Here is a 15745-nt window from a genome sequence, read left to right as displayed (position 1 = left end):
CGAATGTTCTCTTTGAAATACTCTATTGGTGAAATTCTTATTGGGACTATTATTCTTGTTTTTTCTTTATGGTTCCTAATGGAAGCTCTAGCCCTTCCCATTTCAAGAGGAGGCAACGATGTGGGGCCTGCTACTTTTCCACTTATCGCTTCCGGTCTGTGTACTGCTTTCTCTCTCATTTTTATTGTGCAGGCTTTGGTCGCTAGAAAGAAAGACAATGAAAAAAAAATAATAGTGAATGGTCCCAAAAAAGTCATTCTTTCTATTACAGCATTTCTCTTGTATATAGCGTTGATTCCAATCATCAGCTTCTATGTTTCCACCCTTGTTTTTTTACCTTTGCTCTTACTTATTACGAAAGAAAGGAACTGGATAAAAATAGGACTAATTACAGCAGGGTTCCTCCTCTTCTCGTTCGTAGGATTTGAATTAATTCTGGGAGTTCCGCTACCTTAGGAGGGAAAATCATGCTAGGTAATCTTTCTATGGGGTTCACACAAATTTTCACCATAGAAATCCTCTTTGTCATTTTACTAGGCGCGATAATTGGTTATTTCGTTGGTTCTTTACCAGGATTAACGCCTAGTATAGGAATTGCGCTCCTTATTCCGTTCACTTTTGGAATGGAGCCAGTGCCCGGGCTAATCCTACTCATTACTTTATATGTTGCAGCAGAATACGGAGGTGGCATCACAGCTATACTTTTAAATGCACCCGGTACCCCAGCGGCAGCGGCCACTGCATTTGATGGCTACCCCCTTGCCAAAAAAGGAGAAGCGGGCAAAGCCTTAACGATCTCTATTGTAGCATCTGCCGTTGGAGCGCTTACCAGTGCGATCTTATTAATTTTCACAGCGGTCCCTATGGCTAATGTAGCTTTACAGTTTGGTCCAGCTGAATACTTTGCTTTAGCGGTTTTTGGATTAAGTCTAATCAGTAGTCTAAGTCAGGGATCAATGATCAAAAGTCTTATCGCCATGTTACTTGGATTAATGGTTATAAGTGTTGGTATAGACCCAGTAGATGGAATTACTCGATTTGCCTTTACAAATAATTTATTAGAAGGCATACCCTTTCTTCCAGCATTGATTGGCCTTTTTGCTTTATCAGAGGTTTTGTTTATGTTAGAGGAAAATAATGGGGGAAATAAAAAGATTGGTAAAGTGAAAGGGTTCGAAGGCTCTTTAGCGGCACTTAAGAAAATTAAATTCACGCTTATAAGAGCCCCTATACTCGGCTATATTATCGGAATTATCCCTGGCGCCGGCGCTACTATTGCTTCGCTAATCAGTTATAACGAAGCGAAACGAACGTCTAAAAGCAAAGAAACGTTTGGAAAAGGAAATCCAGAAGGAATTGCCGCTTCCGAGGGAGCTAATAACGCTGCAGTACCTGGATCACTTGCCCCCCTCCTTGCATTAGGAATTCCGGGTTCCGCAAGCGCTGCTATTTTGATAGGTGCGTTGACGATTCAAGGTCTCGAGCCGGGACCAATGCTTTTTACAAATAATCCTGAAATTCCTTACTCTATTTTTGCTTCTCTTCTCTTAGCCGCTCCGCTAATGCTTATAATTGGATTGGCAGGTGTTAAACTATGGGTTAAAGTTACTTTTATCCCTAAACATGTTTTAGGAATTATTGTCGGCTCAATTTGTATATTGGGGGCTTATGCTTATAGTAATTCGATGTATCCTGTATGGATCATGCTCATCTTCGGTATAGTAGGCTATGTGTTTCGAAAGATCAATATCCCTACCACCCCAATTGTGTTGGCAATGGTTTTAGGGTTCATGATGGAGGTAAACTTCAGGAGAGCGATGGTGGTTTCAGGTGGAGATATTGGGTTCCTATTTTCTCGACCTATAGCACTGGTTCTTCTAGCTCTTGCCCTACTGAGCCTATCTATACCAATGACTCAATTTATCCTGGCAAAGCGGAAAGTGTCTAACAACTAATTACTAAAGAGGAGAAGTTAATGAGTAATGCAAAGAATGGTTCGATTTTTGAGTATTTGTGGAATGCGATTAAAACGGGGGAAATTGAGTCTGGACAGATGCTCACAGAAAGGGATCTTGCTAGGAACCTTGGCGTCAGTCGGACCCCTATCCGTGAAGCATTAAGAAGGTTAGAAAAATACGGTCTGGTACAGCATGAACCTCATAAAGGAGTTCGTGTGATCTCTGTCTCCACTGAATCTGTTAAACAACTCTACGAAATAAGAGAAATATTAGAAGGGTTCGGTGCTCGGATACTTGCGGAACATGCTACCAAAGAAGATATTAGTACTCTGGAAGATATTCTTCACCAAGCAGAAACAGCAGCAGAGGAAGATGATATCTATACGCTGTCCAAAATAAACGCTAATTTCCACACACAATTAGCTCAAAGATCTGGAAATAAGTATCTTGAGTCTATCATGCAAACGCTACAGTCGCATATCAGTCTGGTCATGTCGAAATCGTTAAAACAGTCTGGGAGACCTGATCAGAATATCGCCGAGCATTGGATGATTCTTGAAGCGATTAAGCAAAAAGACCCTCAGCTGGCAGAGTCAATTACGAAGTATCACGTAAGAAAAGCAATGTCCAACGCCATTTCAATGGTCGAATAAAAAATCAATGGAGGAATGTCATATGATTACGAACCAATTAGTGAAAAACATTTTAGATACAAAACTAGAGGACATCCCGGAGAACGTGAAGCAACATGGTCAGAAAAGCTTCTTGAATTGGCTCGGCGTTGCGATTGGGGCTGCTCACCACCCTTCTGTCGATATCGTATTAGGCTTAAAAGAGGAATTAAAATGGGCTGAAGATGTCAGCATCCTGGGACGGAAGGAAAAAAGCGATTTATTAACCGCTACACTCATTAACGGTATGTCTTCCCACATATTCGATTTTGATGACACCCATTTAGATACCATTCATCATCCAAGCGGTCCAGTAGCTCCGGTTGTTCTAGCGTTAGGAGAAAAATATGATGTGGACCCTGATAAACTTTTGCTAGCATTTATATTAGGGTGTGAAGCAGAACTCAGAATCAGTAACGCTGTTTACCCAAGCCATTATGATTTAGGCTGGCATATAACCAGCACTGCCGGGGTTTTTGGATCAGCTATTGCTGCGGGAGTCATTTTCGGCCTTGACGAAGACCAGCTTTCTCAGGCTTTGGGGATAGCAGGAACACAGGCTAGTGGTCTAAGAGAAGTGTTTGGAACGATGACTAAACCTTTTCACCCGGGAAAAGCTGCTCAAAATGGGCTCCTGGCAGCCATGCTAGCGAAAAAGGGCTTCACAAGTTCAAAAACGGTTTTAGAAGCTAAAAGAGGATTTGCCAATGTCCTAGCACCTGAACATCAACTGGAAAGTGTAAATATAAACTGGGGAAAACAATGGGAGCTCCTTAAAAACAGCTTTAAACCATACGCCTGTGGGATCGTGCTTCATCCATCCATTGATGCTTGTGTAAAACTGAGGGAAAAAAGTTCTGTAGATAAAATAGAAAGAATCGAAATCAAAGTAAATCCTTATGTTTTAGAACTAACGGGCAAAAAAGAACCGAAGACGGGTCTAGAAGGGAAATTCAGCATTTATCACTCTGCATCTGTCGGATTTTTATATGGAGAAGCTGGGGAAGACCAATACTCAGACGAAGTGGTAAATTCCGAGGAAGTCCTATCTCTAAGAAACAAAATTTATCCTCAAGTAGATGAGACCTTTACCGAAGATGAGGCTTTGGCAAAACTAGTTCTTAAAGACGGTCAAACCTTTGAATATGAGGTAAAGCATGCGACAGGTAGTATTGATAACCCAATGTCTGATGAAGCTCTTCAAACAAAATTCAAAAGAGTTACGGCTCCAATCATTAGCGAAACAAAAGCAAACACGTTAATCGATAAAATTTACAACTGGACAGAAATAAACAGTGTAAGTGAATTGCTGAGTCATACCAAATAAATTGAAGCGCAGTCTTTTAAAAGGCTGCCTTCTTTTTAAATAGCAGGTGAAAATATGAACAAGAAAGTAGCTGTCATTTCCTCCATTTTACTACTCGCCTTTTCCTTTTTCATAGGATATTTCAATGAAAGTGAAAACCTGGCTCTTATTACTTTCTCTATATTTATGTTAGGCATCGTTTTTTGGTATACCAACGTTCTTCCTGCTCCTATTACCGGTATCATTATTATAGTCTTGTTTTCATTATTTGGCGTTCTCAGCTTTGAAGAAGCTGTTTCAGGTCTCGGTCATCCGATCATTTGGTTGGTGATTGCTGTTCTGGTAATGGGAGTGGCTATAGAAAAAAATTCACTAGATAAACGCATTGCTTATTCAGTATTATCTTTAGCCGGCCGAAGCCAAAAAAAGATCATCTTTTTGTTTATCTGTATTAGTTTTCTATTCACTTTTATTATCCCAAACGCTATGGGACGCTTAGCTATGCTCCTCCCTATCGGCAACGGAATGCTCGACCAATTTAAAATAAAGAATGATAATTTTGGTAAAGCCGTCATGCTGTCCATTACGTTAGTTCCTTATCTCACTGCCGTAACCGTTATGACAGGTGCTAGTGGCTCCATTTATGCTGTAGGCTTATTTAAATCAATTCTTGGATACGAATGGAGTTATTTACATTGGCTTCTACTGATGCTTCCTATTACTTTAGTTGTTCTGTTAGCATTATGGGTCCTGCTCCTTCTGCTGTTTCCGCCTGAAAATGACAATCCCTCAAATACGAAAGGGTTTTTTCAACAACGATTAAAAGAGTTAGGAGCTGTATCTCCTAAAGAAAAAAAGTTAATGGGTCTCTATGCAATTCTCATCTTACTATGGGTTACCACCGAATTTCATTCTATCTCTATCTCTATGGCCGCTGTAATGATCATGTGCTTCCTTTTCACCCCAGGCTTTCGCTTGCTTGAATGGGAAGAAGCAAGAACAAAAGTGAACTGGGGGATCCCGCTTCTTTTCGCTTCCGGACTCGCCCTAGCACTTGCTTTTGAAAATAGTGGCTTGATTACTTTGCTTTCTGAAGGTTCTTTGTATTACCTGCAAGATTTAAATTCTTTCGTACTCGCAACAAGCTTAATGATCCTGATTACGCTTATTCGCCTTGGCTTTACAAACTTTAATGCTGTCGTTGCCTCGCTGATGCCAGTGATTTTAACTTTTGCCGTTGGAACGGATGTTAATCCTGTCTGGCTGGGGATGCTTAGTTTAATTGCGAGTAGCACATCGTTCATTCTTCCTACTCAGTCAATTGGAAGTATGACTACTTACGCGCTTGGTTACTATACGAGTAAGGATTTTATTCAAATCGGGACTCTGCTAACGATAGTTATAATTGTTACCTCCTTGCTAGCGGCCTTTGTGTATTGGCCATTTGTGGGTCTGGGGGTTTATGATTAATTGTTCCTACAAATGATGGCCGGGCCGAGGACGTCCCCCCTGTACAGTATTTTTTAGAGAGCATAGCAGCACGGCTTCATCCCCCACTGACTGTTTCTGCTCTCCCCAAAGGGTAAGCATCCGATGCTCACCCTTTTCCCCCACCAATATTGCGAAGGAAGCTGCTCTCCGCGCAAGTCCAAGCACCTTATCCCCATTCGGCGACAAATTAAACCTCCTCACCCTTCACTAGTGAGAAGAGTCGATGCACAAATTGCAAATGAGTTTGGGTCATCACTAGGTAACGAAGGAGAGAGTGTATACGTTCAATTTGATTTGTTGGTTGAGAAATAGAGCAAGGGATCCGCTATTTCTTTAAAGATTCGTAGGCTCTGCACTCGCAAATGTCACCTATAAGACAGTACTGTCCATTGTCTTCTTCCACAAGAATTTTAACAACTTGTTCATGTGACTTTGATAGCCATTCTCTTCGTCGCCAAGGGATATTTGGGTGACCGGGTAGTTTTCTTGTGGAAACCGCTTCAAAGAGTACACACAGCCCCTTTTGACCTTCAACATCGGAACAGTTTCGAAAACTTTCGAACCCATAATTCGCCGCACAAACGAGCTACTTGATAAGCATAGAAACGCTTAGCTTTTGAGCTGTACCTGTATAATCAACCCGCCGGCGCAGACGTCGTCGTCTTTGGCACAGGCACCATTGGCATTATGACCATCCTTAAAACCCGCAGCGCTGGAAAAATCACGCCATCGATATCAGCAATACGAAACTTGAGTTCGTCAAACAAATCAGTGCTGATGTCGCCGTGAATTCAACATCCGTAGAGCTCAACAATTACTATGAAAAACGCGCAGCCTGATGTTGTCATAGAAACAGCAGGTGTACTTATGACATAAGTCCAGCCGATCGACATTGTAGAAAACAAGGCAAAATCGTCTATGTTTGGCACCGCCTCTGGAGACGTGACACAGTCACCGAAGTCTTTTGAGAAAATTCTCCGCGGCGAGCTGTAGATCACCGGCTCATGGATGTCCTACTCCGCTCCATTCCCGGGGTACGAATGAAGAGCCGCGCTTACCTATCTACAAAACGGCACCATTGACGTAAAGCCTCTGATTAACGAAGTCTACCGACTGGAGGATACAAAGCCAACCGTTTGATGCGATGCGCGACCCAGAGAACCACTCCATTAAGTTTTTGTATAAGATTGGAGAGTGAGAGAAAACATGCAGGGCCGTTTCTCGTTGACGCTTCCTTTAACAATTGTTCTCCATTATTTCTTGGATTGTTCACAACTTTGTTTACTTCACACAGTCATCTTGTCACTGTCATCAGTTGGTGTGTGGTTTTTTGTTCCGACCCAGTTCATGATTAACTGCTTCGCTAACTTCATAGGCAGTCAGGGAACTAGCACGTCCCCCACCTTCGAAACAGAATAGACAGCTTAGCAGACACAAGCATTTCCACCAGAAGGTTTTTCACTTAGTTTCTCAGAAGGTGCTTCAAAAACTTCCCTCCGGCATTTTTTGGCAAGGACTCCCGAAACTCAATGATTTCTGGGAGTTTGAACGTAGAAAGGAAGCCTTTTGCATAGTTTCTAAGCTCTACATCACTTAGAGACTTGTCTTTATGCAGCGTGACATAGGCTTTGACAACCTCTCCGTATAGTGGATCTCGAATTCCCACGACAGCAGATTCGTAGACGGATGGGTGTTGATTTAATACTTTTTCCACTTCAATGGAATAAATCTTCTCTCCTCCCCGGTTTATAGAATCTTTCTTACGGTCTTTAATGTAAACATAGCCATCTTCATCAATTACAGCAAAGTCTCCTGATTTCCAGTACCCGTTCTCAAAATTAACCTGAGTCGCTTTTTCGTTGAGCCAGTATTCCTTTATAACCATTGGTCCTTTAATCCAGAGTTCTCCTACTTCTCCATTCGGACATATTTCCCCTTCCTCATCCACAACTTTTAACTCTGTGTGGGAGATGGCTTGGCCTACAGATTCTTGCTTTGCTACTGGATAGTACTTTGGCATAATTGTCGTTGGGGATGAAGTTTCGGTGGCCCCATACGTATTATGCAAATCTGCCTCTGGGAAAAGTAGTTGAACGGATTGATAGAGCTTCATGTCCAGTGGAGCCCCTCCAAAAGCAATGGTTTTTACTTTTTGAATAGGTTCCATTTGTTTGCCCAAAGCGGACTGTAAAATCATCTGATACATCGTTGGAACGTTAAATAAAAAGTTAACGTCCTTCTTATCCAGAACTTCCAGAAAGCGCTCCGTTTGATATCGTTTTAGGATAACTGATGTGCCTCCTACCCTCACCATATGAATCATTTGTCCAATTAAGCCTGTGACATGAAACATGGGTACAGCAATTAACGTCGTTGTATTTTCGCTCGTTTGAAGTCTCTCCTCATAATTTAATACGGTATGAATAACTCCCTCATGATGGAGTAACGCTCCTTTAGGACGACCAGTCGTCCCCGAAGTGTAGATCAGGAAGGCTCCATCGTTTACATGCCTTTTTTGTGGGGCCATTTCGTTTTCTGGAACATGCATAAAAAAACTTGAATCGTGTAACACCCAATGTACTTCTTGCTGCGATGTCTCTTTCTCTATGTTTTGCATTAGCTCTTGAACTTCTTTCTCCCCTATAACGATCTTCGGTAAGGCATGATTGATAATGTAAGTCAATTCCTTAATTGTTAGGCGGATGTTCAATGGCAAAACGATGGCCCCAATCTTTAAGCCGGCAAAAACAAGTAGTTCATACTCAATCGAGTTTTGCAGAAGTAAGCCAATGACATCACCAGGCTGAACATTATATTTCTCTTTTAAATACAGAGCAGCAGCATCGATTGATTGTTTACCTTCTTCATAGTTCATAGAGTTCTCGTCTTGAACAAAAGCCTTTAGTTTAGGAAATCGATTCGCTGCTTGCTCGAATAATTCATAAAGATGCGTAGGATTATCGCTAGATTCTTGTTCGTCCAATGATCTTTGTTCCATCTCCTTACTCCTTTCACCTTACAAAGAAGGCAGCCATGTAGCTAAAAATGGCAAGAAACTGATCAGCAACACGTCAACAAATAAAATAATCACAAATGGAACGACCGGCTTAATCAACTTCATAACTCCTACACCGGAAATACCTGAAGCCACAAATAAATTCAGTCCTACTGGAGGGGTGAACATTCCCATTGCTAGATTTACAATCATGATAATCCCAAAATGAACAGGGTCAATTCCAAACTCAGCCGCAATTGGCAAAAGAATTGGAACGAATATTAAGATAGCCGCAGCTGCTTCAATAAACATGCCGACAACTAATAAAATTAAGTTTGCAATGAGAATGAACAAAATAACACTCGTGATGTTATCTACAAACGTTGCTGAAATGGCATCGGGAATATCCAAGCGTTGCATGATAAACCCAAAAAGACCAGCTGTACCGATAATAATTAAAATGTTAGCGCTCATAACAGCAGAATCTTTGAATATTTCCATCACTTTCGAAAGAGAGATTGCCCGATACACTAGGGTTCCTACAATGAAAGCATAGACAACGGCTACAACAGCGGCTTCTGTTGGAGTGAATATTCCGCCATAGATTCCACCCAAGACGATCAGTGGCATTAAAATAGCGAGGATGGCTTTCCTTGCAGCAACAAAAATATCTTTGATGCTGCTTTTTTCTGTTCCTACGTAGTTTTTATTGCGAGAGTAAACATACGCATAAACTAGGAACGAAAACGCAACTAAAATTCCTGGCAAGATCGCTGCAAGAAACATGTCTCCAATAGATACTCCAGCCGCTACACCGAACAAAATAAGTGGAATACTTGGAGGGAGAATAACACCGAGAGAACCAGCTGCAGAATGTGTGGCAGCAGCGAACTTAATATCGTACCCTTTTTTCGCCATTGCTGGAATTAAGATTGAGCCGATGGCCGCCGTCGTTGCGGCTCCCGAACCAGATATCGCCGAGAAAAACAATGACGTAAGGATAGCTACCATCGCTAAACCTCCGGACATATTGCCTACAAGGGTATCTGAGAAGTCCACCAATCGTTGGGAAATGCCTCCGTGCTGCATTAAATAACCAGCTAGAATGAAAAACGGGATCGCCATTAATGGAAACGAATTAATCGCATTAAACGTTTGTTGAATAATAACCACCAGATGTGTCATATCACCAAGATACACCGTTAAGGCAGAAGCGAGACCTAATGAGAAAGCAATTGGCACACCAATGATGAATAAGAGGAACAATAGAACAAATAACAGCGCACTCATTAACCCTCATCCTCCTCTATAAATTCTTTAAGAATAAGCGAAATGGCATTCAATAGAATAACCACACCTCCAATTGGTACAGCTAAATAAGGCCACATCATAGAAAGTCGTGTGCTAGGTGCAATCTGCGGCTCCACACGCAGCATCATGTCGATGCCATAAATGATGAGGACAAGAGCAAAACCAATACAGATTACATAGATTAGAAGGTTGAGAATTCTTAACCATGTTCCTTTCAGTACTTCATTCAAAATATCAATGGAAATAAGTGAGCCTTTTTTGAACGCATAAGCCGCCCCCAAAAAAGCGAGCCAAATCATGAAAAACCTTGCCACCTCTTCTGAAAAGGTCAGAGGAGACCCCATAACAAAGCGTGCAAACACTTGCCATGCAATTAATACAGTCATCACCATTAAGAGCAATCCAAGCAAATATCCGATACTTTTATTTACGTGTTCCACCACTTGCTTGTATACTCGAATCACTATCAATCCATTCACCTTCTCTCTTATTCAGCTACTCAACCTCAAAATCCCTGGCTGCCTCTACGAGATCTTCCCCTATTACTTCTTTCCATTCTTCAATCACCGGCGCTGCGGCCTCAGTGAATAATTCCATATCTGGGTACGTAACCTCCATTCCATCTTCCTCGAGCGCTTCAACAAATGCTTCTGTTTGCTCCCGACTTTCCTCTCGCTGTACGTGTAAGGCAATTTCAGCTGCCTCTAAAATTAGCTCTTGGTCTTCCTCACTAAATGCCTCAAACAGTTGGCCACTCATTAGCAATGGAGCCGGCGAGTACACGTGCTGTGTCATATTTAAGTAGGGTTGTATCTCTGAAAAATTCATGTCGTATATCGTTGGGATCGGGTTTTCCTGACTATCAATAACGCCTTGTTGCAAAGCAGAATATACTTCGTTCCATGCCATCGGTGTTGCGTTAGCTCCAAGAGTCTCCCACGTATCAATCTGAACCTGGCTTTCTTGCGTACGATGATTTGTACCTACTAGGTCTTCGGGTGTCTCTACCGCAGTAACGGAATTCGTCTGATACCTGAAACCATTCTCCATCCAGGCCAGAACTTTGACGTTCGTTTGTTCTTCTATGGCAAGCGACATTTCTTCACCGTAAGCACTGTCAAGAAACTGATGGGCATGACCATAGTCTTGGAAGATATAGGGTAGGTCAAAGAGCATCACTTCATTAAGAAAACCACCCATCGGTCCCGTCGAAACCATGCCAGCGTCAATAATCCCGATACCCATCCCTTCGAAAACCTCTCGTTCTGCCCCTAAGGCATTATCATAGTAAGGGCGAACCGAAATCCGTCCCTCTGACAGACGTTCTAGTTCTTCCCCAAATTTTAGAACCCCGACACCATGGTGGGACTCTGCTCCAAGAGGCAAGCTGACGTCAATCACGATATTTTCTCCTTCTTCCACATTTTCCATGGCTCCTGTCGAACTCGTACATCCAGCCGTGACAATACAACAAAGTGTGATCAGGCTCCAACTTTTCCTCATACGCACCTCCAATTAAAGGGTATTAGCTAAGATTTCCTTTTTCAGGCCCATTGGTTCCGGGTGAAACAAACGTTGATCCATCTGCTTTAAACCTTCGGAAATATTGGGTCTAAAGCCCATATGAGCAACAATATCTGTTTCTATGTCCATTCCTGGTGCAATTTCGGTTAGAAGCAATCCCTCTTTAGTGAGCTGAAAAACCGCTCGCTCCGTCACAAGTACAACATCTTGGTTTTTCTTTTTCGCGTATTCGCCACTAAATGTCACTTGTTGAACCTGGTCTACAAACTTCTGTACTTTGCCTTCCTGGTCAATCTTGAGCTCTTTGTTATCATAGCTAACCTTTAGTCCACTCGCGGTAAAGGTCGAACAAAATACAACTTTGTGAGCGTTCTGAGTAATATCAATAAAACCGCCACACCCTGTCGTAACGGGACCAAATTTACTTACATTCACATTGCCCTGATGATCAAATTCTGCTCCGCCCATGAACGTCACATCTACCCCTCTTCCAATGTAATAATCAAACTGAGAAGGGTGGTCTAGAATAGCATCAGGACTTCGGGCGATCCCAAAATCTACGCCTCCAAGCGGAACCCCACCAATCACACCGGATTCAACAGTTAGATGAATATTTTCAAGTACCCCTTCCTCATCACATACAGGGCCTACCGTATCACCTGGGATCCCTGTCCCTAGGTTAACGACAGCACCATCAAACAATTCCTGAATGGCCCGGCGCCCAATTACCTTACGAGCATTAAACGGTTGCTCTTCCATTCGTATCGATGGTTCTTTCACATCCCCAGTGTAGCTAGGATTGTAAAAAGAGCCCGACGTTTGTCGGTGATTGCTTTCAGCATCCTCCGTCACAACAATATAGTCAACGCAAGTTCCCGGAATAACAACCTGTCTAGCTGGCAGGGTTCCTCTTTTCACAAAATTCTTTACTTGAACAGCGACCTTGCCTCCAAATCGCTTGGTTGCTTGAGCAATTGACAGCGTTTCCAACTTCAAGGCTTCGTCTTCCATTGTAATGTTCCCAAACTCATCCGCTGTTGTTCCTCTTAATATACATACATCAATTGGTATTTGGTTATAAAACAAGTACTCTTCCTCTTTGATTTGGATGAGTTCAACAAAGCTTTCTTTCTCTTGCGCCTTCTCATTAACACACCCACCTTCGAGTCTAGGATCAAGAAACGTCCCTAACCCTACCTTTGAATAGGTTCCCGGCTTACCACCAGCCATATCGCGAAATAGGTGAGTTAACTGCCCTTGCGAAAGACAATGTGCTTCCACTTCATTGGTTGAAATAAGGTTGCTCCACTTCGGTGCAAGCCCCCAATGGGCCCCAATGATGCGCCCAACTAAGCCTTTATGAGCTAAATGCTCAATTCCATGTTTGCGATTACTATGACCAGCTGCATGAACCAATGTTAATTGCTCCGGCTTTTTAGTCTCCTTATATCGGGACTCAATCGCTTTTAGTATGTCTTCACAAGCACCCATTAGCGTAAATCCACAAACAGCTAGAGTCGTATGATCTTCTATTAACTCGGCAAATGCCTCCGCTTTGATTCGCTTCTCTAACACTTTACTCCACTCCCTTTTTCAATTGGCGCTCTCCTATGAAATGATTCCTTCTTTTGTGATCTTTTTTCCGGATTCATCATATTGGAAGAAACCTCTTCCGGTTTTCAAACCTAAATTTCCAGACTCTACTACCTTTTTCAACAATGGACAAGGGCGATATTTCGAATCACTATAGCCCTCGTAAAGCCCTTCCATGGTTGAGAGGAGTGTGTCTAGACCCACAAAGTCAGCTAGCGCGATTGGCCCCATCTTCAAATTCGCTCCCAATTTCATGGCGTCATCCACATCCTCTGCCGCAGCACCTTCCATCACACAATAAATTGCTTCATTTACCATGGGAATAAGAATGCGATTGACAAGGAATCCAGGGTAATCCTGGCAAAGAATGGGTCTTTTATTAAGCCCTTCTGCAAACCCTCTCATCTTCTCAACAGTGCTCTGATCCGTGATAATCGAGGGGACCACTTCGATGAGCTTCATAGCTGGTACTGGATAAAAGTAATGGAACCCAATTACTTTTTCCGGTCGTCTCGTTACACTCCCAATGGCAGCAATTGATAGCCCCGAAGTATTAGAGGCTAGAGTAGCATTCTCACTAGCATAGACATCCAATTGTCTAAAAACCTCTTGCTTGAGCTCAAGCTTCTCTGGTACGGCTTCAATAATGATATCGGCTGATTTTATATGTTCAAACCCAATAGCAGTAGATACTCTTCCTAGCGTCCCTTCCATCTCTTGTTGGGAAATGCGTTCTTTCTGCACTTTACGCTGGAGTTGATTCTTAATTGAAGCAACGCTTTGTTCGGCTGCTTGTGCGCTCACTTCAATAATGGTCACATGATTTCCGTGTTCAGCTGCATTTTGGGCAATACCAGAACCCATTAGTCCTCCGCCTATGATCGCTACTTGATTTACCATCGAATCACTCCAGACATCTAATTTTTAGAGCACCATTCCTCCACCAACGTTTATAACTTCACCTGTAATATAATTGGCTTGATCTGAGGCTAGAAAAGCGATGCAGTTTGCCACATCCTCCGGTTGCCCGGCTCTTCCCATTGAAATCTTACCAACCATCATGTCCCATACCTTTTCTGGGACAGCTCTTGTCATATCTGTCTCAATAAACCCTGGACAAATGGCATTTACGGTTACACCTTTTCTTCCTAGCTCTTTGGAGGCCGTTTTTGTTAACCCCACTACACCTGCTTTAGCAGCTGCATAATTGGCCTGACCTACATTCCCCATCCAACTTGCAGATGAAATATTAATAATGGCTCCCTGTTCTTGCTTACGCATCTGAATAGAAGCAGGCTGCATTGTGTTAAAGACCCCTGTAATATTGACATCAAGGACTTGGCGCCATTGCTCTAAGCTCATTTTATGAAGCATCGCATCTCGATTAATTCCAGCATTGTTTACAAGAATATCTACTTTCCCGTGTCGCTCAGCCGTCTCATTGATTAATCTTGCTGCTTCCTCTTCATTAGCAACATCACTAACAAATCCACTCGCCTCGCCGCCACTACTATTAATGTTCTCAACGACTTGTTCAATCGCTTCCTTATTGAGGTCACTTATCACGGTATGAGCACCAAGACTAGATAGTTTGCGAGCAATGGCCTCTCCTAGACCACGTCCTCCCCCAGTTACGATCGCTACTTTTCCTGTTAAATCAATCATGTTTCCCACTCCTTTTTTTAATTTGTCATTTCAAATAACGTTGCAATTCCTTGCCCGCCACCGATACATAGCGTTGAAATTCCACGCTTTGCCTTACGTCGCTTAAGTTCATGTAAGAGCTTCACGGTTATAATGGCTCCTGATGCTCCTATTGGATGACCTAGCGCGATAGCTCCACCGTTGACGTTGACAATGGATCGATCAAAGTCAAGATCGTTAAGTACAGCCACAGACTGCGCAGCAAAGGCCTCATTCAATTCAACCAAATCAATTTCTTTTGCTTGAATTCCAGTTTTATTAAGAAGTTTGTTGACAGCCGGAGTCGGTGCATAACCCATAATCTCAGGATCAACCCCTGCAACTGCTTGCTCTCGAATAACAGCAATAGGCTGTAAATTAAGTTCCTGCGCTTTCTCTTCTGACATAATCACAAGTGCTGCAGCTCCCGAGTTAACACCAGAAGCGTTCGCAGCTGTCACCGTCCCACCTTCTTTAAAAGCCGGCTTCATTTTCGAAAGCTTTTCGAGCGTCACACCTTTTCTCGGGTGCTCGTCAGTATCGACCACTGTCACGTTGCCTTTTTTGTCTTTTACCTCAACTGGGACAATTTCTTCTTTGAAGTAACCGCTTTCGATTGCGTGAACAGCTTTTTGTTGACTTTCCAACGCAAATCTATCTTGTTCTTCACGACTAATCCCATATTTTTCTGCAACATTCTCCGCTGTAATGCCCATATGATACTGACCAAATGGATCAGTGAGCGCTGTTACCAGGCCATCTTCTAGCTGCGCGTGGCCCATGCGGTAGCCGTAACGGGCATGGCGAACATAGTATGGAAGAAGATCCATATTCTCTGTACCTCCTGCAACAACTACATCGGCTTGATCCGCTTGAATTTGTTGAACAGCCGTATTAATCGCTTGTAATCCTGAACCACAAAGACGGTTTACGGTGTAAGCATTGGATGAAGTAGGCAACCCCGCACGCAATGCACACATGCGCGCAATAAACGCATTCTCAGCCACTTGTCCAACACAGCCCATAACCACTTCGTCTACAACATCGCCTGAAATCCCTACCTTCTCAACCGCAGAACGAATAGCAATCGCTCCTAAATCAGCGGCGTGAACGTCCTTCAATTCTCCACCCATTTTCCCAACCGGAGTTCGTGAAGCGCTTACAATCACAGCATTTTTCAACACTCTCATCCTTTCTGATTTTACGTTGATTA

The 15745-nt window shown here is 42.8% G+C and carries 13 protein-coding genes; 5 read left to right on the top strand and 8 right to left on the bottom strand.

Annotation, left to right across the window (positions count from 1 at the left end; all coding sequences use genetic code 11):
* The first annotated feature begins 3 nt into the window (after positions 1–3).
* Genes AVZ68_RS09750 through AVZ68_RS09730 form a run of 5 tightly spaced genes read left to right on the top strand, consistent with a single transcriptional unit; the run spans position 4 to position 5405 of the window.
* Entirely contained in the window at positions 4–456 is a 453-nt protein-coding gene (locus AVZ68_RS09750) for a tripartite tricarboxylate transporter TctB family protein (RefSeq protein ID WP_059104358.1), read from the top strand.
* Positions 457–467: 11 nt separating this feature from the next.
* Entirely contained in the window at positions 468–1955 is a 1488-nt protein-coding gene (locus AVZ68_RS09745) for a tripartite tricarboxylate transporter permease (protein ID WP_059104357.1), read from the top strand.
* Between the two features lie 20 nt (positions 1956–1975).
* Positions 1976–2611, top strand: coding sequence for a GntR family transcriptional regulator (locus AVZ68_RS09740; RefSeq protein ID WP_059104356.1), 636 nt, complete (start codon positions 1976–1978; stop codon positions 2609–2611).
* Positions 2612–2633: 22 nt separating this feature from the next.
* A complete protein-coding gene (locus AVZ68_RS09735; protein WP_059104355.1) occupies positions 2634–3956 on the top strand; it encodes an MmgE/PrpD family protein in 1323 nt (440 codons plus the stop codon).
* 54 nt (positions 3957–4010) lie between these two features.
* Complete coding sequence (locus AVZ68_RS09730) at positions 4011–5405, top strand: DASS family sodium-coupled anion symporter (protein WP_059104354.1); 1395 nt, start codon at positions 4011–4013, stop codon at positions 5403–5405.
* Positions 5406–6888: 1483 nt separating this feature from the next.
* Here the strand turns inward: AVZ68_RS09730 and AVZ68_RS09720 are convergent.
* From AVZ68_RS09720 to AVZ68_RS09685, 8 genes are read right to left on the bottom strand one after another with little or no spacing between them, the layout of a single operon-like run.
* Positions 6889–8424, bottom strand: a complete 1536-nt coding sequence (locus tag AVZ68_RS09720) for a class I adenylate-forming enzyme family protein (protein ID WP_059104352.1) — start codon at positions 8422–8424, stop codon at positions 6889–6891.
* An 18-nt stretch (positions 8425–8442) separates the two neighbouring features.
* Entirely contained in the window at positions 8443–9711 is a 1269-nt protein-coding gene (locus AVZ68_RS09715) for a TRAP transporter large permease (RefSeq protein ID WP_059104351.1), read from the bottom strand.
* Positions 9711–10196 carry a TRAP transporter small permease gene (locus AVZ68_RS09710; RefSeq protein ID WP_245628109.1) on the bottom strand — a complete coding sequence of 162 codons (486 nt, stop codon included), beginning with the start codon at positions 10194–10196 and terminating at the stop codon, positions 9711–9713. The genes AVZ68_RS09715 and AVZ68_RS09710 overlap by 1 nt, the downstream gene beginning before the upstream one ends.
* A gap of 31 nt (positions 10197–10227) precedes the next feature.
* Positions 10228–11235: a TRAP transporter substrate-binding protein DctP gene (gene dctP / locus AVZ68_RS09705; RefSeq protein ID WP_059104349.1), complete on the bottom strand. Its 1008-nt coding sequence runs from the start codon at positions 11233–11235 to the stop codon at positions 10228–10230.
* Between the two features lie 12 nt (positions 11236–11247).
* Complete coding sequence (locus AVZ68_RS09700; protein ID WP_059104348.1) at positions 11248–12831, bottom strand: acyl CoA:acetate/3-ketoacid CoA transferase; 1584 nt, start codon at positions 12829–12831, stop codon at positions 11248–11250.
* 33 nt (positions 12832–12864) lie between these two features.
* Positions 12865–13749, bottom strand: a complete 885-nt coding sequence (locus AVZ68_RS09695; RefSeq protein ID WP_059104347.1) for a 3-hydroxyacyl-CoA dehydrogenase family protein — start codon at positions 13747–13749, stop codon at positions 12865–12867.
* Positions 13750–13773: 24 nt separating this feature from the next.
* A complete protein-coding gene (gene fabG / locus AVZ68_RS09690; protein WP_059104346.1) occupies positions 13774–14514 on the bottom strand; it encodes a 3-oxoacyl-ACP reductase FabG in 741 nt (246 codons plus the stop codon).
* 17 nt (positions 14515–14531) lie between these two features.
* Positions 14532–15722: a thiolase family protein gene (locus AVZ68_RS09685; RefSeq protein WP_281176609.1), complete on the bottom strand. Its 1191-nt coding sequence runs from the start codon at positions 15720–15722 to the stop codon at positions 14532–14534.
* Positions 15723–15745: the final 23 nt, after the last annotated feature.

It is taken from the genome of Shouchella shacheensis (genome assembly GCF_001484965.1).
Lineage (GTDB): Bacteria > Bacillota > Bacilli > Bacillales > Bacillaceae_D > Shouchella > Shouchella shacheensis.
This window is presented reverse-complemented; position numbering and strand designations above follow the sequence as displayed.

Bases quoted from the DNA above. Each gene is read 5' to 3' on its own strand.
- AVZ68_RS09750 (WP_059104358.1), top strand. From the start codon at position 4: ATGTTCTCTTTGAAATACTCTATTGGTGAAATTCTTATTGGGACTATT.
- AVZ68_RS09745 (WP_059104357.1), top strand. From the start codon at position 468: ATGCTAGGTAATCTTTCTATGGGGTTCACACAAATTTTCACCATAGAA.
- dctP (WP_059104349.1), bottom strand. From the start codon at position 11,235: ATGAGGAAAAGTTGGAGCCTGATCACACTTTGTTGTATTGTCACGGCT.
- fabG (WP_059104346.1), bottom strand. From the start codon at position 14,514: ATGATTGATTTAACAGGAAAAGTAGCGATCGTAACTGGGGGAGGACGT.
- AVZ68_RS09695 (WP_059104347.1), bottom strand. From the start codon at position 13,749: ATGGTAAATCAAGTAGCGATCATAGGCGGAGGACTAATGGGTTCTGGT.
- AVZ68_RS09720 (WP_059104352.1), bottom strand. From the start codon at position 8,424: ATGGAACAAAGATCATTGGACGAACAAGAATCTAGCGATAATCCTACG.
- AVZ68_RS09715 (WP_059104351.1), bottom strand. From the start codon at position 9,711: ATGAGTGCGCTGTTATTTGTTCTATTGTTCCTCTTATTCATCATTGGT.
- AVZ68_RS09685 (WP_281176609.1), bottom strand. From the start codon at position 15,722: ATGAGAGTGTTGAAAAATGCTGTGATTGTAAGCGCTTCACGAACTCCG.
- AVZ68_RS09730 (WP_059104354.1), top strand. From the start codon at position 4,011: ATGAACAAGAAAGTAGCTGTCATTTCCTCCATTTTACTACTCGCCTTT.
- AVZ68_RS09740 (WP_059104356.1), top strand. From the start codon at position 1,976: ATGAGTAATGCAAAGAATGGTTCGATTTTTGAGTATTTGTGGAATGCG.
- AVZ68_RS09735 (WP_059104355.1), top strand. From the start codon at position 2,634: ATGATTACGAACCAATTAGTGAAAAACATTTTAGATACAAAACTAGAG.